Source organism: Bacillus sp. FJAT-14266 (genome assembly GCF_001719225.1).
In the GTDB taxonomy this organism is placed as follows: Bacteria; Bacillota; Bacilli; order Bacillales; family Bacillaceae; genus Bacillus; species Bacillus subtilis.
Window position 1 is genome coordinate 1,932,286 of record NZ_CP017072.1, and the last position, 20,441, is coordinate 1,952,726.

The 20,441-nt window shown below is 44.9% G+C and carries 24 protein-coding genes; 16 read left to right on the forward strand and 8 right to left on the reverse strand.

The genetic code is table 11. From position 1 onward, the window contains the following. Window positions 1-75 precede the first annotated feature (75 nt). A complete protein-coding gene (gene zwf / locus BGM23_RS10185) occupies window positions 76-1,545 on the reverse strand; it encodes a glucose-6-phosphate dehydrogenase (protein ID WP_003246151.1) in 1,470 nt (489 codons plus the stop codon). A 226-nt stretch (window positions 1,546-1,771) separates the two neighbouring features. On the opposite strand from zwf, the gene rnz reads away from it, so the two are divergent. Together rnz and rpmG are read left to right on the forward strand one after the other, a co-directional pair. After that, on the forward strand, window positions 1,772-2,695 hold the full coding sequence (gene rnz / locus BGM23_RS10190) for a ribonuclease Z (RefSeq protein ID WP_004398681.1): 924 nt from the start codon (window positions 1,772-1,774) through the stop codon (window positions 2,693-2,695). Window positions 2,696-2,776: 81 nt separating this feature from the next. Further along, window positions 2,777-2,926: a 50S ribosomal protein L33 gene (gene rpmG / locus BGM23_RS10195; RefSeq protein ID WP_003226511.1), complete on the forward strand. Its 150-nt coding sequence runs from the start codon at window positions 2,777-2,779 to the stop codon at window positions 2,924-2,926. A 43-nt stretch (window positions 2,927-2,969) separates the two neighbouring features. Here rpmG and BGM23_RS10200 read toward each other — a convergent pair whose 3' ends face one another. After that, on the reverse strand, window positions 2,970-3,731 hold the full coding sequence (locus BGM23_RS10200; protein WP_003230373.1) for an alpha/beta fold hydrolase: 762 nt from the start codon (window positions 3,729-3,731) through the stop codon (window positions 2,970-2,972). Window positions 3,732-3,839: 108 nt separating this feature from the next. Beyond that, window positions 3,840-4,856, reverse strand: a complete 1,017-nt coding sequence (gene namA, locus BGM23_RS10205; protein WP_015251757.1) for an NADPH dehydrogenase NamA — start codon at window positions 4,854-4,856, stop codon at window positions 3,840-3,842. 171 nt (window positions 4,857-5,027) lie between these two features. Between namA and BGM23_RS10210 the strand changes: the two genes are divergently transcribed. Continuing rightward, window positions 5,028-6,671, forward strand: a complete 1,644-nt coding sequence (locus BGM23_RS10210) for a M20/M25/M40 family metallo-hydrolase (protein WP_015251758.1) — start codon at window positions 5,028-5,030, stop codon at window positions 6,669-6,671. Window positions 6,672-6,710: 39 nt separating this feature from the next. Here BGM23_RS10210 and proC read toward each other — a convergent pair whose 3' ends face one another. Next, complete coding sequence (proC, locus tag BGM23_RS10215; RefSeq protein ID WP_029726747.1) at window positions 6,711-7,547, reverse strand: pyrroline-5-carboxylate reductase; 837 nt, start codon at window positions 7,545-7,547, stop codon at window positions 6,711-6,713. A gap of 404 nt (window positions 7,548-7,951) precedes the next feature. Here proC and BGM23_RS10220 point away from each other — a divergent pair, with 404 nt between their 5' ends. The 5 genes from BGM23_RS10220 (at window position 7,952) to BGM23_RS10240 (ending at window position 12,536) form a co-directional block, all read left to right on the forward strand. Then, window positions 7,952-8,911, forward strand: coding sequence for an MBL fold metallo-hydrolase (locus BGM23_RS10220; protein WP_029726748.1), 960 nt, complete (start codon window positions 7,952-7,954; stop codon window positions 8,909-8,911). Window positions 8,912-8,916: 5 nt separating this feature from the next. Further along, window positions 8,917-9,696 (forward strand): SDR family oxidoreductase, encoded by a 780-nt coding sequence (locus BGM23_RS10225; protein WP_015483409.1) that lies wholly within the window; start codon window positions 8,917-8,919, stop codon window positions 9,694-9,696. 71 nt (window positions 9,697-9,767) lie between these two features. Beyond that, window positions 9,768-11,114, forward strand: coding sequence for a D-serine ammonia-lyase (dsdA, locus tag BGM23_RS10230; RefSeq protein WP_015251762.1), 1,347 nt, complete (start codon window positions 9,768-9,770; stop codon window positions 11,112-11,114). A gap of 71 nt (window positions 11,115-11,185) precedes the next feature. Continuing rightward, entirely contained in the window at window positions 11,186-12,145 is a 960-nt protein-coding gene (gene coaA / locus BGM23_RS10235; protein ID WP_003245966.1) for a type I pantothenate kinase, read from the forward strand. 4 nt (window positions 12,146-12,149) lie between these two features. Next, window positions 12,150-12,536: a VOC family protein gene (locus BGM23_RS10240; RefSeq protein ID WP_015251763.1), complete on the forward strand. Its 387-nt coding sequence runs from the start codon at window positions 12,150-12,152 to the stop codon at window positions 12,534-12,536. Here the strand turns inward: BGM23_RS10240 and BGM23_RS22020 are convergent. From BGM23_RS22020 to BGM23_RS10255, 3 genes are all read right to left on the reverse strand, one after another. After that, window positions 12,533-12,691: a hypothetical protein gene (locus tag BGM23_RS22020; RefSeq protein ID WP_004398585.1), complete on the reverse strand. Its 159-nt coding sequence runs from the start codon at window positions 12,689-12,691 to the stop codon at window positions 12,533-12,535. The genes BGM23_RS10240 and BGM23_RS22020 overlap by 4 nt on opposite strands. 29 nt (window positions 12,692-12,720) lie before the next feature. Further along, entirely contained in the window at window positions 12,721-13,974 is a 1,254-nt protein-coding gene (locus BGM23_RS10250) for an MDR family MFS transporter (protein ID WP_029726749.1), read from the reverse strand. Window positions 13,975-14,517: 543 nt separating this feature from the next. Continuing rightward, the gene (locus BGM23_RS10255; protein ID WP_004398642.1) at window positions 14,518-14,724 is read right to left on the reverse strand and encodes a YqzH family protein; all 207 of its coding nucleotides are present in this window, start codon (window positions 14,722-14,724) and stop codon (window positions 14,518-14,520) included. Between the two features lie 165 nt (window positions 14,725-14,889). Here BGM23_RS10255 and BGM23_RS10260 point away from each other — a divergent pair, with 165 nt between their 5' ends. The 7 genes from BGM23_RS10260 (at window position 14,890) to BGM23_RS10290 (ending at window position 19,069) form a co-directional block, all read left to right on the forward strand. Further along, window positions 14,890-16,128: a DNA polymerase IV gene (locus tag BGM23_RS10260; RefSeq protein ID WP_010886562.1), complete on the forward strand. Its 1,239-nt coding sequence runs from the start codon at window positions 14,890-14,892 to the stop codon at window positions 16,126-16,128. Then, complete coding sequence (locus tag BGM23_RS10265) at window positions 16,125-16,463, forward strand: YolD-like family protein (RefSeq protein ID WP_004398477.1); 339 nt, start codon at window positions 16,125-16,127, stop codon at window positions 16,461-16,463. Before BGM23_RS10260 ends, BGM23_RS10265 begins: the two co-directional genes overlap by 4 nt. 185 nt (window positions 16,464-16,648) lie before the next feature. Further along, window positions 16,649-17,119, forward strand: coding sequence for a GNAT family N-acetyltransferase (locus tag BGM23_RS10270; protein ID WP_004398668.1), 471 nt, complete (start codon window positions 16,649-16,651; stop codon window positions 17,117-17,119). 9 nt (window positions 17,120-17,128) lie between these two features. Further along, complete coding sequence (locus BGM23_RS10275; RefSeq protein ID WP_003245961.1) at window positions 17,129-17,473, forward strand: antibiotic biosynthesis monooxygenase family protein; 345 nt, start codon at window positions 17,129-17,131, stop codon at window positions 17,471-17,473. Beyond that, window positions 17,466-18,497, forward strand: coding sequence for a bifunctional GNAT family N-acetyltransferase/GrpB family protein (locus tag BGM23_RS10280; RefSeq protein WP_004398771.1), 1,032 nt, complete (start codon window positions 17,466-17,468; stop codon window positions 18,495-18,497). Before BGM23_RS10275 ends, BGM23_RS10280 begins: the two co-directional genes overlap by 8 nt. Continuing rightward, complete coding sequence (locus BGM23_RS10285; RefSeq protein ID WP_003226552.1) at window positions 18,494-18,817, forward strand: iron-sulfur cluster biosynthesis family protein; 324 nt, start codon at window positions 18,494-18,496, stop codon at window positions 18,815-18,817. Before BGM23_RS10280 ends, BGM23_RS10285 begins: the two co-directional genes overlap by 4 nt. 12 nt (window positions 18,818-18,829) lie before the next feature. Beyond that, window positions 18,830-19,069: a YqkC family protein gene (locus BGM23_RS10290; RefSeq protein WP_003230411.1), complete on the forward strand. Its 240-nt coding sequence runs from the start codon at window positions 18,830-18,832 to the stop codon at window positions 19,067-19,069. 39 nt (window positions 19,070-19,108) lie between these two features. On the opposite strand, the gene BGM23_RS10295 is transcribed toward BGM23_RS10290, so the two are convergent. Next, window positions 19,109-20,026, reverse strand: coding sequence for an alpha/beta hydrolase (locus BGM23_RS10295; protein ID WP_004398519.1), 918 nt, complete (start codon window positions 20,024-20,026; stop codon window positions 19,109-19,111). Between the two features lie 161 nt (window positions 20,027-20,187). Here BGM23_RS10295 and BGM23_RS10300 point away from each other — a divergent pair, with 161 nt between their 5' ends. Beyond that, on the forward strand, window positions 20,188-20,412 hold the full coding sequence (locus BGM23_RS10300) for a YqkE family protein (RefSeq protein WP_010886561.1): 225 nt from the start codon (window positions 20,188-20,190) through the stop codon (window positions 20,410-20,412). The last annotated feature ends 29 nt before the right edge of the window (window positions 20,413-20,441 follow it).

Genomic DNA, 20,441 nt, shown 5'->3' on the forward strand with positions numbered 1-20,441 from the left:
AGGAGATTGTTATACCTTTGTTCAGCGTAAAAAAGCCGAAAATGCTTGTAAACATTTTCGGCTTTTTTCTTCTTATTATATGTTCCACCAGTGTAAGCCGTCTTTCACCAAAAGATCATCAGATTCTTTCGGTCCCATTGAGCCTGATTCGTAGTTAGGAGATAAGGTTTTGTTTGCTGCCCATGTTTCAGAAATAGAGTCGACAAAGCTCCAAGAAAGGGCAACTTCATCCCAGTGTGCAAAGTTTGTTGCATCGCCAAGAAGACAGTCGTGAATTAGTTTTTCATATGCTTCAGGGGTGTTCAACTCGTCATTGCAATTGCTGCAATAATCGAGTTTGATTGGCTGTGCGTGTGCTGCTCCGCCAAGCTTTTTAGCATTTAAGTAAAGCGTAATGCCTTCGTCAGGCTGAATATGAATGACAAGCAAGTTCGGATTCATGTTGTTTTCATTACCGTAGTACAGGTTCATCGGAATGTCCTTAAATTGAACGACAATTTTTGTGGACTTTTCTTTCATTCGTTTTCCGGTTCTGATGTAGAATGGAACACCAGCCCATCTGAAGTTGTCGATCAAGAGCTTGCCGGCAACAAAGGTTTCTGTATTGGAGTCAGGAGCGACATTATCTTCATCTGTATAAGCAGGAACCGGTACACCGTCAATTTCACCAGCATGATATTGTCCGCGCACAAAGTATTCATCCACTTCGTCTTTTGCAATAGGACGCAGTGCTCTCAGCACCTTCACTTTCTCGCTGCGGATTTCTTCTGTGTTCAATTTGATAGGCGGCTCCATTGCAAGAAGGGCAACCATCTGCATAATATGGTTTTGCACCATGTCGCGAAGGGCGCCTGATTTTTCGTAATATCTTGCGCGGTCTTCAACGCCTAGTGATTCGCTAGATGTGATTTGAATGTTTGAAATGTAGCGGTTTGTCCAAAGCGGTTCGAAAATCGCATTGGCAAATCGAATCACTTCAATGTTCTGAACCATTTGTTTGCCTAGATAATGGTCGATTCTGTATATTTGATCTTCCGTAAATGCTTCGCGGATTTCTTTATTCAATGCCTGTGCGCTTGGCAGATCATGGCCGAACGGTTTTTCGATGACAAGGCGGGACCAGCCGGTTGTAGCTGTTACACCCTCTGATTTTAATGTTTTTGCAATCGTTCCGAAGAATTCAGGAGCCATTGCCAAGTAGAACATTCTGTTGTTAGGAATTTGATATGTATCTTCCAGCTGGTTAAGCAATACGTTTAGCTCTTGATAAGAACCAGGGTTTGTCACGTCAAACGGGTGATAGTAAAAATGAGACGTGAAATCATCTATATGCTTATCTGCAGATGAGGAAATGGATGTTTTAACAGTTTGGCGAAGATCCTCATTAGACCAAGGTCTTCTTCCAACTCCTACCACTGCAAACTCTTCTCCGATTTGTCCGTTTTGATATAAACGGTGAATAGACGGATACAATTTTCGTTTTGCTAAATCTCCAGTTGCACCGAATATGACAATTACTGCTTTTGGTTGTTGGTTTGTTTTCACTAAAAGTACCTCACTTTATTCGAAGCTTTATTTTAGTACACCCCGTATATTTCCTTCATTTTAAATCTAAAATTCAACGAAAGCAAACATTTAAGCCCTTTTTTAAGCAGAATGCTGAAAAAATGTTTCTAGCACGAAAGGATTGTTCTTTTCAGAGGCAAGATTCACATTTTCCGCTTGATCCTGTATTCTTGTAGGTATCTGGTTCTAGTAGGAGGAAGGAAACGTGGAATTACTTTTTTTAGGGACGGGAGCCGGCATTCCCGCCAAGGCGAGAAACGTCACCTCTGTAGCATTGAAATTGCTTGAAGAAAGGCGTTCGGTATGGCTTTTTGACTGCGGGGAAGCCACACAGCATCAAATTTTACATACAACGATTAAACCTCGTAAAATAGAGAAAATCTTTATTACACACATGCACGGCGATCATGTATACGGACTTCCGGGGCTTCTGGGGAGCCGTTCCTTTCAAGGCGGAGAGGACGAGCTGACAGTGTACGGACCTAAAGGGATCAAGGCGTTTATTGAAACAAGCCTTGCCGTCACGAAGACCCATTTGACATATCCGCTTGCGATCCAGGAAATTGAAGAAGGAATCGTGTTTGAGGACGATCAGTTTATTGTCACAGCGGTATCTGTTATTCATGGAGTGGAAGCCTTCGGGTACCGTGTGCAGGAAAAAGACGTACCGGGTTCCTTGAAGGCTGATGTATTAAAAGAAATGAACATCCCGCCCGGACCTGTATATCAGAAAATCAAAAAAGGCGAAACGGTAACGCTTGAAGACGGACGAATCATCAATGGGAATGATTTTCTGGAGCCTCCTAAAAAGGGAAGATCTGTTGTGTTCTCCGGTGATACGAGAGTAAGTGACAAACTAAAAGAGCTTGCGAGGGATTGTGATGTGCTTGTTCATGAAGCAACCTTTGCTAAGGAAGACCGTAAACTTGCTTATGATTATTATCACAGTACAACGGAACAAGCGGCTGTAACAGCGAAAGAAGCAAGAGCGAAGCAGCTCATTTTAACCCATATCAGCGCAAGATATCAGGGAGATGCTTCTTTGGAGCTTCAAAAAGAAGCGGTTGACGTTTTCCCCAATAGCGTGGCGGCATATGATTTCTTAGAGGTAAACGTCCCGCGAGGCTGAAGGCAGAGCTCTTATTTGACAATTTGTGATGATGTTGTATAATAAAACGTAATCATTACGTTTTATAAGGAGATGTTAATTATGAGAGTAAATGTTACTTTAGCCTGCACTGAAACGGGAGACCGAAATTACATCACAACAAAAAATAAACGCACCAATCCAGACCGTTTGGAGCTGAAAAAATATTCACCGCGTTTAAAGAAATATACCCTTCACCGTGAAACAAAATAATAAAAAAGACCGGGAATCCCTTACGGCCCGGTCTTTTTTTACGTTAATTGACTGCCTGGTAAAGAGGAGCGGCCTGCTGGCACGCTGCGCACCATACGTCATAAATAGCCAAGTGAACGATATGAGGTTCATCATGATGGATGTTGTGGGAGCTGTTTTTAGCTTGAATCCAGCCGCTTTGGTTAGATAGAGACAATATGCTGCTGTGCAAGTTTTGCCACTCCTGTTCAGCAGCGAATTTCTCAGTCCGTTCTCCTGATGACAACACAAGAAGAGGCATGTTTCCTAAGTGGACTTGCCGCTTTTTGAGCTCCTGCAGACTTTTTGAAAACTCTGCATGTGTGCCCTCAAGCATCATCTTTCTCGTATGTGATTTGTGCATTTCTTCGGGTATAAAGGTAAAGCTGGCGCAATCGCCTAAAGCTGGGTCAAGAAGGACCATGCCGATAATATCATGCTTGTTTTTGCAGGCCCATAAACCGGTGATGACAGCTCCGTATGAGTGTGAAACAGCCAAATAAGGAGGTTTTACATCAGCTGCTTTAAGCAAACTCTCCAATTCTTTCACTTGTTGATCAGCTGTTCGTTTAGCTCTGCTTTGCCCGCTTTTTCCTATGCCTGCCCGATCATATGTGAAAATGCCAAATTCATCATCAATGTCCGCCATTAATGGTTTCCACGTCTCAGAAGAAGTACCATAGCCGGCCTCAAAGACAATCGTTACACCGCTTGATCCTTTCCGGTGCTGTGTATGAAACGCACATCCGTCAATTGTATATGTCTTTTCCATCCAAGCTGATTTCATTGGAGTCATCTCCTCTAATTGGTTCTACTAGGGAGACGGAGAACCTTAGCCGATCGTTTCTCTAAAAATAAAAAAAGAGATATCCTCTACAGGATATCTCTTATGGCATTACCAGCCTCTTTCGTATTGAACAGGGGCCGGAATCTCTGTATTGAGCTGTTTCGCAGCAGTTCTTGCAAAGAATGGATCCCGCAAAAGCTCTCTGCCGATAAAGATGAGGTCGGCACGTCCGTTTTGCAGAATTTCTTCAGCCATTGAACCGTCTGTAATCATGCCGACGGCACCAGTAGCCATGTCCGCCTGTTCACGGATTTTCTCAGCGAAGCTGACCTGATAGCCAGGGAATACGTTAATGTCTGCGTGAACAAGGGCGCCTGAGCTGCAGTCAATTAAGTCAACACCCTGCTCCTTCATCCATTTTGCAAAACCGATGTGATCGGCAATGTCTAAGCCTTTATCAGTGTAGTCAGAAGCAGATACACGGACAAATAAAGGACCGTCCCATACTTGTTTGACTTCATCAATGATCTCTCTCAAGAAACGATAGCGGTTTTCAGGTGAGCCGCCATATTCATCTGTGCGATGGTTGGAAAGCGGAGACAAAAATTCATGAATTAAATATCCGTGCGCCGCATGAATTTCAATCACATCAAAGCCGGCTTCTTTTGCGCGGGCAGCCGCTTGCTTGAACTCCTGGACCGTTTCTTTTACTTTTTCTGTTGACATTTCTACAGGTGTTGCTGATTGTTCGTCAAACGCAATCGCCGATGGAGCGAAGATATCTCCTTCAAGCTCAGCTTTACGTCCGGCATGGGCAAGCTGAATGCCGATTTTTGAACCTTGTTCTTTGACCTGCTCAGTCAGTTTTGCAAAGCCTTCAATATGCTCGTCGCTCCAAATGCCTAAGTCTTGGTCAGTGATTCGTCCTTGAGGGTTAACCGCTGACGCCTCTACAATAATCAGTCCGACCTGGCCGATTGCGCGCGATATGTAATGTGCCATGTGGAACGGTGTTAATTTTCCGTCCTTTTCATGAGAAGAATACATGCACATTGGCGACATGACAATGCGGTTTTTTAACGTCATATCTTTAATTGTAATAGGTGTAAATAATTTTCTGGCCATTTCTTTCGCCTCCCGTAAGGTTTTTAGAGATTGATTATATCAAGTCATTTCTTTCCCGTCATATAAACTGCTCAAATGAACCGCTTTTGTCAAACATTTCTGTATAATAGACGAGAAATCAGTTTATTTTTCAGTATAGAAGCATTTTTATTCATAGGAGGGGCGGAATCAATGAATTGGCAGACGAAGGACGAATTGCTGGCACTTTTAACTTCTCTTGTGCAATACGAAAGCATCACCGGTTCAAAGGGCGAGGCAGCGCTTGCAGAGTATCTTTATTTTATTTTGAAGGACAAGCCCTATTTTCAAAAGCACCCTGATGATGTAACACTTCATCCGATGGACGATGGCAGATCTTTTCTTACGGCTCTAGTCAAAAAGAAGAATGTCAAAAAGACAGTGCTTCTGCTGAGTCATTTTGATGTCGTTGACATAGAAGATTACGGCGAATTTAAACATATGGCTTGCAAGCCTGCTGAGCTTTTGAGCTCCTTTTTAGAGAAAAAAGAGCTGCTCCCGGAACGTGTGAGAAGAGATGCCGAAAGCGGAGACTGGCTGTTCGGAAGAGGGACGATGGATATGAAAGCGGGGCTTTGTGTTCAACTGTCGATGCTGGAGAGGGCAATGAACGGACATTTTGAGGGCAATCTGCTGTTGATAACGGTTCCGGACGAGGAAGTGAATTCAAGAGGCATGATTGAAGCGGTTCCTGCATTGAAGGAAATGGAGAAAAAGCATGATATCACATTAACCGCTTGCCTGAATGCCGAACCGATGTTTGAAAAATTTCCCGGCGATCAGCAGCAATATTTTTATACAGGAAGCATTGGAAAGGTGCTTGCGGGTTTTTTCTGCAAGGGGATTGAGACACATGTTGGAGAGCCGTTTTCAGGCCTAAACGCAAATTTAATGGTATCTGAGATTAACCGTTTGCTTGAACTGAATGCTGATTATTGCGAAAAGGTTGATGGCGAGGTCACTCCGCCGCCGGTAAACTTAATGCAAAAGGACTTGAAAGAGGCATATTCAGTCCAGACACCGCATACAGCTGTCACATTATTTAATGTGCTGTCAATGAAACGCTCAGCTAGTGAGCTGCATCAGATGCTGCTTACAACAGCAGAACAGGCGGCGGAGGAGATCATGTCGAACGTTCGGAAGAAAACACAGGATTTTCAACAATTTGAGCCATTTCAGCCGATTGAGCGGGACGTCACTGTTTTGACATTTGATGAGCTGGTCTCGCGTGCAAAAAAGCGTGCGGGGATCTCGGAAACAGAGCGGGCTCTAAATTATGCCTTTGCTAACAGGGGCGAGCTTGGAGACAGGGATTTTTCGACGAAAATTGTTTCTGAGCTTGCTTCGCTTTGTAAGGAGGATGCGCCGCTCATCGTTCTGTTTTATAGTCCGCCGCTTTATCCAGCTGTTTCTTCAAAGGATGATCAATTGATCAGAAATACAGCAGATCAGTTAAAGCATTATGCGGCTGAGCGATACGGCATTGCATTACGGGAGGTTCAGTACTTCCCCGGACTTTCGGACTTGAGTTATCTTCAGCTGGAAAAGCAGGAGGTTGATGCATACACAAGCAATATGCCGCTCTTTAACAGAGGATATTCATTGCCAAGCGGTAAAAATCAGGCTTTATATGTCCCGGTTTTAAATGTCGGTCCGGCTGGTAAAGACCCGCATAAATGGACGGAAAGATTGTATATGCCTTATTCCTTTGAAGTGCTTCCCGATTTGCTTTCATTTACGATCTCCGCGCTATTAAAGCAATCAGAATCTGCCGGCCAGCTGCTGCGGGAAAAATAAAAAACAGAAGGCACTGTGCCTTCTGTTTTTGTCTTGCATCTAAGAATGTCTCTCTAAGGCGGCACCGGCAAACTGTTCTTTGATTTCTGCGCTCCGTTTAGCTGTTTCTTCAATACAGTGAATAATTGCTTCTTCAAAGCGGGAGTCCTGTAAAGCGCGAAGACCTGCCTCTGTAGTGCCTCCAGGACTGGTGATTTCTTTACGCAGCTTTTCCGGCTGTTTGCCGCTTTGAAGGAGCATATCTGTTGCCCCTGCCATTGTCTGCAAAATGAGTGCTTTTGCCGTTTCTTTATCTAATCCTACTTTTTGTGCCGCTTTTTCCATCGCCTCAATATAACGATACACGTAGGCCGGGCCGCTGCCTGCAATTGCAGTGACAGCGTCAAGATGCCGCTCCTCAACCAGTGTTGCCTCACCGATTGTTTCCAATAGAGCTTTTGCGGCAATTATATCATTCTTGCTTGCTTCCGTGCTTACGGAAAATCCGGTTGCTGATTTTCTGATTGCCGCTGATGTATTAGGCATGACGCGAATGACTGCGAGCTTTCTGCCAAAATAATGCTGAATGGTTTCGATGGTAAGGCCTGCAAGTACTGAAATGACAAGCTGGTCCTTGATATACGGCCGGATGCTGTCGATGCTTTCCGCCGCGTCTTTCGGTTTGAAAGCGAGGATAATGATATTGGTGTGAGTGAAAAACTCATTTTTATCTCTGCATGGACGCACGCCGTACGTTTCCTTTAATTCAATCAGACGCTCGTCATTTGAGCGATTTGTAATATAGATATGTTCTGGTTTTGTGATGCCGCTTTGCAAAATGCCGTTGATCATTGCTTCTGCCATTGACCCGGCGCCGACAAATCCTATCTTTTTCATTGATATCCTCCTTCTATCAGAACAACAAAAAACCTTTTCATCACGTAAAGGACGAAAAGGTTCGCGGTACCACCCTCATTAGCACAAATTGTGCTCAGCTCAAATCCCCGTAACGCGGGAAACGTTTAGGTTTTCCTAACCGCGACTTGAGGGCAGGTTCTACAAACAAGCGGGCCGCAACACCTTTCAGCCGGGGGTATCGCTCTCTTAGGCCATTGCCTTGTATACTATTCCTCGTCATAGCGTTCCAATGGTTCTCGTTTTAGTTTGTTGTTCATTATGCAATGGCGGACAAGCTAATGTCAATAGCTTTTTCAAAAAGGTTTGTTCTCATTCTGCAATAATGACACAAGACCGAGAAAAAGCTAAAATATGAATAATGAATGAAGACAAGGAGCGAAAGGATGACAACTGAAGATGTAATTGCGATCCGCGTCCCGACGCCGTTTGCTGTCGGCGATGTTATCGTTTACCTCGTAAAAGGTGATGCGCTGACACTTATCGATGCCGGGCCGAATACAAAAGAGGCTGCCAGAGCCCTACAAGAGCAGCTTGCCGCTGTAAATGTGAAAATATCAGATATCGAGCAGGTTGTACTGACTCACCATCATGCTGACCATGCAGGCTTGCTTGATGTCTTTTCAGATGAAATCGAAGTGATTGGGCATGCGTTCAACGAACCTTATATCAGCCGAAATCAAGCCTTTATGGATTGGCAAAAACGTTTTTTTCAAAAGCTGCTGCCTGAATTAGGCGTTCCATTTGATACGGGGAAGGTAGAAAAGCTGATTCGATCAGCGTACGCATTTTCCTGTACGAGATCTCTGACAAAATCAATTAGAGAAGGTATGGGCATAGATGGGCTTGAGGGCTGGTCTGTGTTGGAGATGCCTGGACATGCTGAATCGCATATCGTTCTGTTCCATGAAAAAAGCGGAAGGATGCTTGGCGGCGATCTACTGCTGGCAAACAGCTCGTCTAATCCGATTTTGGAAGCGCCGAAAGCGGGTGACGTCAGGTCAAAGCCTTTAGTGGATTATCAGCGGTCATTGCGAAGGCTGTCTCAACTTGATCCAACAATCGTATTTCCTGGTCACGGCGAGCCTATCACCAGTGTACAAGCGCTGATTGAGAAGCGTTTTGACAAGCAGAGGAACAGGACGGAGGATGTGCGTCGCATGCTGGATGAAAAGCCGATGACCGCTTTTCAGGTCTGTCAGCAGCTTTTTCCTGCTGTATATGAAAAGGAATTGTTTTTAACGATGTCAGAAACGGCAGGTCACCTTGATGTGTTGGAGGCTGAAGAAGCCATCACGTCATATTGGGAAGGAAATACCGCATACTTTAAAACAATGAAGAGGTGAAATGGGTGAAACATATAGCGGGAAAAAGGATTTGGATAACCGGCGCTTCAGGAGGGCTTGGTGAAAGAATCGCATACTTATGCGCGGCTGAAGGAGCCCATGTCCTTCTGTCGGCTAGACGCGAGGATCGTTTGATAGAAATCAAAAGGAAAATAACCGAGGAATGGAGCGGACAGTGTGAGATTTTTCCTCTGGATGTCGGCCGCCTAGAGGATATCGCCCGGGTCCGCGATCAGATCGGCTCGGTTGATGTACTGATTAACAATGCGGGCTTCGGTATATTTGAAACGGTTTTAGACTCTACATTGGATGACATGAAAGCGATGTTTGATGTGAATGTCTTCGGCCTGATCGCCTGTACAAAAGCGGTGCTTCCGCAAATGCTTGAGCAAAAAAAGGGCCATATCATCAATATCGCCTCTCAAGCGGGGAAAATCGCAACACCGAAGTCGAGCCTGTATTCCGCGACCAAACATGCCGTGTTAGGTTACTCAAACGCTTTGCGGATGGAGCTTTCGGGAACCGGCATTTATGTGACAACAGTCAACCCGGGACCGATTCAGACGGACTTTTTTTCCATTGCTGATAAAGGCGGGGACTACGCCAAAAATGTCGGCCGCTGGATGCTTGATCCTGATGACGTGGCAGCTCAAATTACAGCTGCAATTTTTACGAAAAAGCGGGAGATCAATCTTCCGCGTTTAATGAATGCCGGCACTAAGCTGTATCAGCTGTTTCCAGCTCTTGTAGAAAAGCTGGCAGGACGCGCGCTCATGAAAAAATAATGATGGAACTGCTTGTAGAGGAATGACTTGTTTTTCACGAGGCAGTTTTTGTGGAAGGGAGAGATTGTTGAATGTCAGTTCATTCAGAAGTCCTTCATGCTCTGCTTAAAGATCCATTTATTCAGAAACTGATTGATGCAGAGCCTGTATTCTGGGCAAATTCAGGCAAGAAAGAGGGGCCAATACCCCGTGCAGATGAGTGGGCAACGGAGATAGCGGAAGCGGAAAAAAGACTGCGGCGGTTTGCACCTTACATTGCCGAGGTGTTTCCTGAGACGAAAGGCGCTAAAGGAATCATCGAGTCTCCGCTTTTTGAGGTGCAGCATATGAAGGAAAAGCTGGAAGCGGCATATCAGCAGCCATTTCCGGGAAGATGGCTTTTAAAGTGTGACCATGAGCTTCCGATTTCAGGATCGATTAAAGCGAGGGGCGGGATTTATGAAGTGTTAAAGCATGCTGAAAATCTCGCGCTTCAAGAAGGAATGCTTCAGGAAACTGATGATTACCGCATCTTACAGGAAGAGCGGTTTACCGGGTTTTTCTCCCGCTATTCGATTGCTGTCGGTTCGACAGGAAATCTAGGTTTAAGCATCGGCATCATCGGCGCGGCACTCGGCTTTCGCGTGACAGTGCATATGTCCGCCGATGCTAAGCAGTGGAAAAAGGATCTCCTCCGCCAAAAGGGAGTCACTGTTATGGAGTACGAAACAGATTACAGCGAAGCGGTGAACGAAGGGAGACGGCAGGCGGAACATGATCCATTCTGTTATTTTATTGATGATGAACATTCTCGACAGCTGTTCTTAGGATATGCTGTTGCTGCAAGCCGATTAAAAACGCAGCTTGACTGTATGAATATAAAGCCAAGTCTTGAGACGCCCTTGTTTGTGTATCTGCCGTGCGGAGTCGGCGGAGGACCGGGCGGTGTAGCATTTGGGCTGAAGCTTTTATACGGAGATGATGTTCATGTGTTTTTCGCAGAACCAACTCATTCACCTTGTATGCTGTTAGGGCTTTATTCAGGACTTCACGAAAAGATCTCCGTCCAGGATATCGGCCTGGATAATCAGACTGCTGCTGACGGACTTGCCGTAGGGAGGCCGTCAGGATTTGTCGGCAAGCTGATTGAACCGCTTCTGAGCGGCTGTTATACGGTAGAGGACAATACGCTTTATACTTTGCTTCATATGCTGGCTGTATCTGAAGATAAATATTTAGAGCCCTCTGCTCTTTCCGGCATGTTCGGGCCGGTTCAGCTTTTTACGACAGAAGAGGGAAGGCACTATGCTCAGAAATATAAGATGGAACATGCCGTACATGTCGTCTGGGGAACGGGAGGAAGCATGGTTCCAAAAGATGAAATGGCTGCGTATAACCGAATCGGTGCTGATTTGCTAAAAAAACGAAATGAAAAATAAGCAGACAGTGAAAAGGTTTTCCGTTACAATCTTTGTAAGGGTTTTAACCTACAGAGAGTCAGGTGTAAACAGTGAAAAATAAAGAACTTAACCTACATACTTTATATACACAGCACAATCGGGAGTCTTGGTCTGGTTTTGGGGGGCATTTGTCGATTGCTGTATCTGAAGAAGAGGCAAAAGCTGTGGAAGGATTGAATGATTATCTATCTGTTGAAGAAGTGGAGACGATCTATATTCCGCTTGTTCGCTTGCTTCATTTACATGTCAAGTCTGCGGCTGAACGCAATAAGCATGTCAATGTTTTTTTGAAGCACCCACATTCAGCCAAAATTCCGTTTATTATCGGCATTGCCGGCAGTGTCGCAGTCGGAAAAAGCACGACGGCGCGGATCTTGCAGAAGCTGCTTTCGCGTTTGCCTGACCGTCCAAAAGTGAGCCTTATCACGACAGATGGTTTTTTATTTCCTACTGCCGAGCTGAAAAAGAAAAATATGATGTCAAGAAAAGGATTTCCTGAAAGCTATGATGTAAAGGCGCTGCTCGAATTTTTGAATGACTTAAAATCAGGAAAGGACAGCGTAAAGGCCCCGGTGTATTCCCATCTAACCTATGACCGCGAGGAAGGTGTGTTCGAGGTTGTAGAACAGGCGGATATTGTGATTATTGAAGGCATTAATGTTCTTCAGTCGCCCACCTTGGAGGATGACCGGGAAAACCCGCGTATTTTTGTTTCCGATTTCTTTGATTTTTCGATTTATGTGGATGCGGAGGAAAGCCGGATTTTCACTTGGTATTTAGAGCGTTTTCGCCTGCTTCGGGAAACAGCTTTTCAAAATCCTGATTCATATTTTCATAAATTTAAAGACTTGTCCGATCAGGAGGCTGACGAGATGGCAGCCTCGATTTGGGAGAGTGTCAACCGGCCGAATTTATATGAAAATATTTTGCCGACTAAATTCAGGTCAGATCTCATTTTGCGTAAGGGAGACGGGCATAAGGTCGAGGAAGTGCTGGTAAGGAGGGTATGAAATTGTGCATCATATCGAACTGTATGTCTCTGATTTGGAGGCGTCTAGGCGGTTTTGGGGCTGGTTCTTAAAAGAACTTGGCTTTAAAGAGTATCAAAAATGGAGCTCAGGCATCAGCTGGAAGAAAGATCGTTTTTACCTAGTGATTGTGCAGGCGAAAGAGTCATTTCTAGAGCCGAAATACCATAGATGCCGAGTCGGTCTGAACCATCTCGCATTTCATGCTGAATCCAAGCTTCAAGTCGATCAGATGACTGAAAAATTGACGGCAAAAGGTTATCGTGTGTTGTACCGAGACAGGCATCCTTTTGCCGGAGGAGACGGGCATTATGCAGTCTTTTGTGAGGATCCAGACCGGATTAAGGTAGAGCTCGTTGCCCCAAGCTGTTAATCGTGATCTTCGGACAGGCTGTTCAGCTTTTTCTCAATGCGATCCAGCTGCGCTTTTCGGTTTTTCGCATACTTGAAGCCTGTAACAGCCGCAAAGACGACAGCGGCAAATATAATAAATACAAACAGCTGAAACATCACATCACCTATATTCATGTTCTTCACCTCATGTTTGCGGGAGAGATTCATTCTCTTCCGTTTTTTATGTAAAGCGGCTTTTCCAGACGGGAACGGTGTTTTGTGGTCTCCATTTTCATTTGCCGATAGGCGAACGCTAAAAATGGCAGGCCGAGCAGGGTAATGCCGCTCAGGACAGAAAAAATATAAATCGGCCGGCCAGCGCCAAACAGGTCTATACATATCCCCCCGACCCAAGGGCCGATGACGTTTCCGAGCTGTGAAAAACCGATTGCCCCGAAATAAGTGCCTTTTAATCCTGGTTTTGCAATCTGGTCTACATACAAATCCATCATAGAGAATAAAAGCACTTCGCCGATTGTAAATGTGATGACAATCATCACAATTGAAGGAACACCGTGTGATACGGTAAAAATGGCCATGCTGATACTAACCATCACATTACCGAGCATAAGAGAACAAAGCGGCGAAAAACGTTTTGCAAAATGGACAATGGGAAATTGCGTCGCCAACACAACGATTGCGTTTAATGTCAGCATCAGCCCATACAGCTTCGTTCCATTGTCGATCAAGGGGTTCTGCGCCATATACTGAGGGAATGTGGAACTGAATTGTGAGTAGCCGAAGGTGCATAGCGTAATGCCGACCAAAGCAATGGTAAAAAGATAATCCTTTTGCGTGACCATAAACGCTTCCCGCACGCTCATATTTCGGGACTGGGCTGGTGCTGATAAGGATGGATGTTTTTTAAATTGGAGGGCAAGCACAATTCCGTATAGTCCGTAAATGACTGCAGGCACCAAAAAGGGCGTAGTCGATTGCGATGAGCCGAAATATAGGCCAAGCACAGGTCCGAAGACAACGCCGATATTAATAGCCGCATAGCGTAAATTAAAAACTAGCAGTCTCGTTTTTTCTTCTGTCATATCAGACAGCAAGGCCTTTGAAGCGGGCTCAAACAGTGATTTGCAAAGACCGTTTAATGCGTTAACTACAAAAAACACCCAGAGATGAGATGCCGCCGCAAAGCCTGCAAATACCAGCATCCATCCGAAAATTGATACAAGCATCATGTTTTTTCTGCCGAATTTATCTGAGATATATCCGCCGTAAAAGCTTGCGAGGATGCCGACTGATGAGCTCGCGGCGATGACCAGCCCTGCATAGGAAGCTGATGCGCCTTGGACGGCTGTCAAATAAATCGCTAAAAAAGGAATGCTCATCGATGTTGCCATTCTGCCGAAAATGGTTCCGATTATAATTGTCCAGCTGATCGGGTGGATATCTTTCCATTTCTTCATGAATTATATTCTCTCCTGTATGTATGATCTTTCTCTATCATATATGAAAAAATTTCCTTCTCCAATAGATCGTTCAAAATATTTCGTTATTGACATGTAGTATGCCTGATTGTATGGATGGCAATATACTTTGCGTTGAGGATGCGTGTGGCTGACGGAGTTTACATCTTGAAAGAAGGAAAATGACGGGATGTCCGATTTCAGTGAGGGTGTGTTTGAAACATTAAAAGAGTTTAAGCCGCCAGGACGTGGATCATATCGGCAGTGAAACCGGCTATGAGATCAAGATGTACGCTGAAAACCGGCATGGGCCTCATGACAGAACAAGAGAGCACATCTCTTCGAAAAAGTGTATACGCGTGATCATGGACAGCTTATTCCGTTTTGCGCGAGTTCTGAGGGGGAATTTTACGCCAGGCCATATGAATCTATGGAGCGTGAGAAAATCCTGCTTTTTCTGTAAGCCTGAGACTGTTTATTTGTTTCAGGCGGTGTTTTCAAAGGGAAGCCGCATCAGCGGCTGAAAGACTGACAGTCATGCGTTTAAGAGAACAGGCCTTGGTTTGTGACATAGTCATAAATGATATCTTCTATATGCGCATGCAAATCCTCATCTGGTTCTTCATTCCGTCTCTCTTGTAGAGCCGCTTTCAGGCTTTGTTTTTCATACGGGCTTAACGGATCTATAGCAACGTTTCTGCCGTATTGCCGCAATGCCTGTCCCAGCATTTTTTCGACAAATTTCTCCATCATGACTCTCCTATCCTTATGCTTCGCTTTTATTCTACTAAATGTTTTTCTTCTCTCAAACCCTTGGATCATATTTTCTGTCAGACAAGAATCATTTACCAGTATAAAACGAACATACTTTCGCATATAATGAAAAGCGAACATAAGTTCTTTTTAGAGGTGTGTATGATGAAAGAAAAAGTGATTTTTCTCGTTGACATGCAATCGTTTTATGCATCTGTAGAGAAAGCGGAAAATCCACATTTGAAAAATAGGCCCGTCATTGTTTCGGGTGACCCTGAAAAAAGGGGCGGAGTCGTATTGGCTGCCTGCCCGCTGGCGAAACAAAAGGGTGTGGTGAATGCTTCACGGCTGTGGGAGGCGCAGGAAAAGTGTCCTGAGGCTGTTGTGCTCCGGCCGCGTATGCAGCGGTATATTGATGTATCACTGCAAATTACGGCCATTCTCGAGGAGTATACAGACCTTGTGGAGCCGTATTCCATCGATGAACAGTTCATGGACATTACAGGCAGCCAGAAGCTGTTTGGGACGCCGATGGAGATCGCGAAAAGCATTCAGGGCAGAATCATGCGGGAGATCGGCGTTTATGCACGGGTCGGAATCGGCCCTAACAAAGCGCTGGCCAAAATTGCGTGTGACAATTTTGCCAAAAAGAATAAGAACGGTATTTTTACCTTAACGAAAGAAAATATGAAAACCGAAATGTGGCCGCTCCCGGTGGGCAGCATGTTTGGCGTCGGGAGCCGCATGAAGCATCATTTAAATCGAATGGGCATCAGCACGATCGGCGGGCTCGCGGCTTTTCCGCTCGATCTTTTAAAAAAGAAATGGGGCATTAACGGCCACGTGCTGTGGATGACGGCAAACGGAATCGACTATTCCCCTGTGTCAACTTCGTCTCTGGACGGGCAAAAGGCGATAGGTCATGGAATGACTCTCCCGAGAGACTACGAACACTTTGACAAAGAAATCAAGGTCGTATTGCTTGAGCTGAGTGAAGAGGTGTGCAGGCGAAGCCGAAACGCCGGGGTCATGGGGCAGACAGTGTCAGTGAGCTGCCGGGGTGCTGATTTTGATTGGCCGACGGGCTTCAACCGGCAAGTGAAGCTGGCAGAGCCGACTAATTCTACGCAGGATGTATATGAGGCTGTACGACGGCTGTTTCTTACATTTTGGGACGGGAAACCCGTCCGCCGCCTCGGTGTCAATCTGTCTCAGCTCTCATCTGATGACATATGGCAGCTCAATTTATTTCAGGATTATGCAAAGAAAATGAGCCTAGGCTATGTGATGGATGGCATTAAAAATCGATTCGGCGATACAGCAATCATCAGGGCGGCGTCACTGACAGCGGCAGGCCAGGCATTTGAACGTGCGGCTAAAATAGGGGGGCATTATAAATGAACGACCATTTAAAAAGGGGCAACCTGCTGTGGGAAGGGAGCAGGATGTTTCTGCCGGAACATAAGCAAAGCCTGCTGGAGAGAAAGCGACTTAAACAGAAGCTGCAAAAGCCGATCCTTGACCCCGATAAGCTGGAAGAGATGAATCAAACGCTTTGCGCCGCGATGGAGTTTGCTCAGGATATCACTGTCAGCTGCTTTCAGGACGGTGAGATTGTCTGCTGCACCGGGAAAATCTGCCGGTATGAAGAGTTTGAAAAAGCAGTATGGATAAAAGGAGACGAGGATCAGCTTTATAAGCTGAAACTTGATCAAGTGCTTGATATTGTGCTGTAAAGTCTCTCCTCCTGTTTGGGGGAGAAATAGGCGTAAAATGATCAAACATTGTTCCCTCGGCAGTCTGGAAACGTATGATACAGGAAAGAAGGCATTTACAATTCCAGCCAGGCAAAATATAATTTTTATATTGTGAGAAAAAGAGCTGACATTCGTTTTGCCAGACGGAGGGAGATCAAATCGTAATGGATATTCGAACAATCACGTCTTCAGATTATGAAATGGTAACGTCTGTACTGAATGAATGGTGGGGCGGCAGACAGCTGAAAGAAAAATTGCCGAGACTATTTTTTGAGCATTTTCAGGACACAAGCTTTATTACATCCGAACATAACAGCATGACGGGATTTTTAATCGGATTTCAATCGCAATCCGATCCTGAAACGGCGTACATTCATTTTTCCGGTGTGCATCCGGATTTCAGAAAAATGCAAATTGGGAAACAATTGTATGATGTATTTATCGAAACAGTAAAACAAAGGGGCTGCACCCGGGTGAAGTGTGTCACTTCACCTGTGAATAAGGTATCAATCGCATATCACACAAAATTGGGGTTTGATATTGAAAAGGGCACCAAAACGGTAAATGGCATCTCAGTGTTTGCAAACTATGATGGCCCGGGCCAAGACAGGGTACTATTTGTCAAAAACATATGAGGGGGAAATATGATGGATTTTTTATCAAAAACACCTGAGCCTCCTTACTATGCAGTCATTTTTTCTTCTGTCAAAAGCGAAAATGACACAGGATATGGAGAAACAGCGGAGCGGATGGTATCACTTGCGGCGGATCAGCCTGGATTTTTAGGCGTGGAAAGCGTACGTGAAGCGGATGGAAGGGGCATCACAGTTTCCTATTGGGACAGTATGGACGCAATTAACCATTGGAGGCATCACACTGAACATCAAGCAGCAAAAGAAAAAGGAAGAAGCGTTTGGTACGAGTCGTATGCAGTCCGCGTCGCAAAAGTCGACAGACAGCGGCTGTTTCAGGAGAACACGAATGATTGAATTTCTCCAGCATAAGGAAGCCACTATAGCGCGTGAGATTTTAGCCGTACAGATCCCCGCCTACATAAAGGAAACAGAGATTATCGGTTTTGACGGTATTCCCGCTTTACAAGAGAAGGTAAAGGATATTCAAGCATCCCATGAACGGTTTGCGGGATATCGGAAAAACGGCAAGCTGATCGGTGTCATTTCATATGAGAAAAACATGCATTATCTCACCATTTGCAGGCTTGTTGTGCATCCTGACGGTTTCAGAAAAGGAATTGGACGAGCGCTTCTGCAATTTGTCATTGATCATAATGAAGACGCTGAGAAAATCGAAGTAGTCACAGCCGAGAACAATACCCCGGCTGTGTCACTCTATACACAGGCCGGATTCCAAAAGGCAGAAACCGTCAAAGCAGCGCAGGGTCTATTGCTGTCGGTCTTTCATTTGTATCCGAAAAGAAAAGTTGAGATCATTCTCTACAACGAAAAATGGGCAGAATGTTTCGATGAAGAAAAAGAACGGCTGAAACTTGTGTTCGGGCCGGAGATTATCGCTATTCATCACATCGGAAGCACATCAATACCTAACATGGCAGCGAAGCCAATCATTGATATGTTAATTGAAGTCAGAAGCATTGAAGCCGTGAGCCAATTTGATGAACAAATGAAGGCCAACGGCTATACACCAAAAGGTGAGAACGGTATAGCGGGCAGGCGTTATTTCCAAAAGGGCGGAAATAAACGCACTCATCATGTCCATATGTACGAACAGGGAAACCCTGCTATTGAAAGGCATCTGTTATTCAGAGATTATCTCAGAGCTCATCCAAACATAGCGAAAGAATACGCCGTTCTCAAAAAACAGCTGGCGGCCCAGCACCCTGACAGCATCAATCAGTATATACAAGGGAAAGATGAGTGGATCAAGACTGCAGAAGAAAATGCGAAGCGGTGGAAAAAAGGCAGAAACAATGCGAATGGCAGTATTGTATGCTACAATAGCGAAAATGATGAAAACGGGGGTTTCACCTTATGAACATACATGTGACAGATGCAGCAAAACAGGCACTGCAGCAGGCGTTTGACGCCAACCCGGGAAAAAAAGCCCAGCTTCGTTACGATGCAGAAGGATGCGGCTGCGCGGTAAGCGGTGTCCCGACAATCTGGCTGGCAGAAGAATTAACGGGACAGTGCGAGCAGCTGGAAACGAACGGCATTCCGCTGTATATCCAATCGTCGCAAAAAGTGTTTTTTGACGATCAAATGACGATCGATTACAATGAAAAAGCCAAAACATTGGCGCTGAAAAGCCCGGCTGAAATGCTCAGCCCCAGAATGAGCATATTAGTAAAGTAGGAGACGCGAAACGTGGAACAAAAGCTGAAGGCAATGAAGAACACAGCACAAAATAAAACGTGGGTATCCTTCCTGAATCAAAACCATCCTTATACCTTGCTTCACTGGTCAATCGGAGGAGCAGAGTCCATCAAGAAAGATGTCTGGCTATTGCAGGATGAAATGACCTTCGAGACGCAGGAGTTTACAACGATAGATCTTGCGATTGAATGGATCAGAGAAAATATGGATGGCATTACCGACGTTCTGTAACATAAAAAAGCGAAAGAGCCGAAGAGGCCTTTCGCTTTTTTATTCTGTTGAATCATTCATGTTGTCTAAAAACTCCTGCACTGTTTTTCGGTACGTATGCCGATTTTTGGTATATGACATGGCGTGTTCACCGTTCTCGGCAATGTACAGCGCTTTCGGACCGCGTTTCTTTTCATAAAGCCGCTCGGTTGAAGAAACAGGAATGTAGTCATCATCCTTACTGTGAATAAAGAGGACCGGCTTTTCAATTTTATCAATGACAGCAAGCGGAGATACTTCACGTGCGCGATAGCCTCCCCTCAGCTTCAAAAAGAAGTCGGCGATAGGAAGCAGGGGCCAAGACGGGAGCCTGTATTCCGCTCTCAGCCGATAGGCAAGCTGTTCATCAAAACATGCGAACGGACAATCGGCAATATAAAAATCAGCGCCATCGCTGCAGTGTGCACCAGCATAAAGCAGGGCGGTCACGGCCCCCATCGACTCACCATGAATTCCGATCAATCCGCGATGATTTGTTTTGTTTTTGAGCAAGCTGACAACCTTATTGAGATCATCCTTTTCGTAAAACCCGTAGCTGGTCGTCTTTCCGCCGCTTTGGCCATGCCGGCGATGGTCATAAATGAGCACATTCCAGCCGAGATCTAGAAATAAATGCATATACTTAAGAGAATTCAGTACATTCATCGTCACCCCGTGGCAGATGATGATGGTATTTGGTGTGTCATGCGGTGCGACATGGTATCCTTTTATGTCGTACCCGTAAGCGGAGGGTATCACAAAAGCGGTTTTCTCCATTTGTTCAAATGATTCAAACACATCATGTCCGTTGTCTGTCTCTCTTTTGATAATGTCTTCATCCGTTTTTTTCTTGATGAATAGAATCATATGTGAAAAAACAATTCCGATTGCGATGACAGCTGTTACGAGCGCGCCAATGGCCAAAAGGATTTTCTTCAAAAGTCACAGCACCTTTCAACGAAATATATAGGCAATTCGTGTTTAAGATCATTATACCTAAACACTGCTACGCTGAGAAAGTGATCAGAAGAGAGTCTGCTTGTTCAGTTTATATGCTCCGTGATAAACTGGCTTCAAAACAAAACATGGGGGAAGTCTGCATGAAAAAACAAAAATCCATTGACAAACACCAGCTAAAAGACGGCCTTCAATCCGATATCAAAGCAAAGCTTATGGAGATGAAGAGCCAATTGAAGGAAGAGGATGAAAAGAGGCAGAAAAGAGAAAAAGCAGAACAGATTAGAAAGAAAAAAGAGATCGAAAAAAATAAGAGCTTTGAAGAACTCCTAAATGAAAGCCAAATGGATTGGCATCAATATAAATAAACCAGCACCCGTACAGGTGCTGGTTTTTC

Bases quoted from the DNA above. Each gene is read 5' to 3' on its own strand.
- rpmG (WP_003226511.1), top strand. From the start codon at position 2,777: ATGAGAGTAAATGTTACTTTAGCCTGCACTGAAACGGGAGACCGAAAT.
- BGM23_RS10200 (WP_003230373.1), bottom strand. From the start codon at position 3,731: ATGAAATCAGCTTGGATGGAAAAGACATATACAATTGACGGATGTGCG.
- namA (WP_015251757.1), bottom strand. From the start codon at position 4,856: ATGGCCAGAAAATTATTTACACCTATTACAATTAAAGATATGACGTTA.
- BGM23_RS10210 (WP_015251758.1), top strand. From the start codon at position 5,028: ATGAATTGGCAGACGAAGGACGAATTGCTGGCACTTTTAACTTCTCTT.
- proC (WP_029726747.1), bottom strand. From the start codon at position 7,547: ATGAAAAAGATAGGATTTGTCGGCGCCGGGTCAATGGCAGAAGCAATG.
- BGM23_RS10220 (WP_029726748.1), top strand. From the start codon at position 7,952: ATGACAACTGAAGATGTAATTGCGATCCGCGTCCCGACGCCGTTTGCT.
- dsdA (WP_015251762.1), top strand. From the start codon at position 9,768: ATGTCAGTTCATTCAGAAGTCCTTCATGCTCTGCTTAAAGATCCATTT.
- BGM23_RS22020 (WP_004398585.1), bottom strand. From the start codon at position 12,691: ATGAATATAGGTGATGTGATGTTTCAGCTGTTTGTATTTATTATATTT.
- BGM23_RS10250 (WP_029726749.1), bottom strand. From the start codon at position 13,974: ATGAAGAAATGGAAAGATATCCACCCGATCAGCTGGACAATTATAATC.
- BGM23_RS10255 (WP_004398642.1), bottom strand. From the start codon at position 14,724: ATGGAGAAATTTGTCGAAAAAATGCTGGGACAGGCATTGCGGCAATAC.
- BGM23_RS10260 (WP_010886562.1), top strand. From the start codon at position 14,890: ATGATGAAAGAAAAAGTGATTTTTCTCGTTGACATGCAATCGTTTTAT.
- BGM23_RS10265 (WP_004398477.1), top strand. From the start codon at position 16,125: ATGAACGACCATTTAAAAAGGGGCAACCTGCTGTGGGAAGGGAGCAGG.
- BGM23_RS10270 (WP_004398668.1), top strand. From the start codon at position 16,649: ATGGATATTCGAACAATCACGTCTTCAGATTATGAAATGGTAACGTCT.
- BGM23_RS10275 (WP_003245961.1), top strand. From the start codon at position 17,129: ATGATGGATTTTTTATCAAAAACACCTGAGCCTCCTTACTATGCAGTC.
- BGM23_RS10280 (WP_004398771.1), top strand. From the start codon at position 17,466: ATGATTGAATTTCTCCAGCATAAGGAAGCCACTATAGCGCGTGAGATT.
- BGM23_RS10285 (WP_003226552.1), top strand. From the start codon at position 18,494: ATGAACATACATGTGACAGATGCAGCAAAACAGGCACTGCAGCAGGCG.
- BGM23_RS10300 (WP_010886561.1), top strand. From the start codon at position 20,188: ATGAAAAAACAAAAATCCATTGACAAACACCAGCTAAAAGACGGCCTT.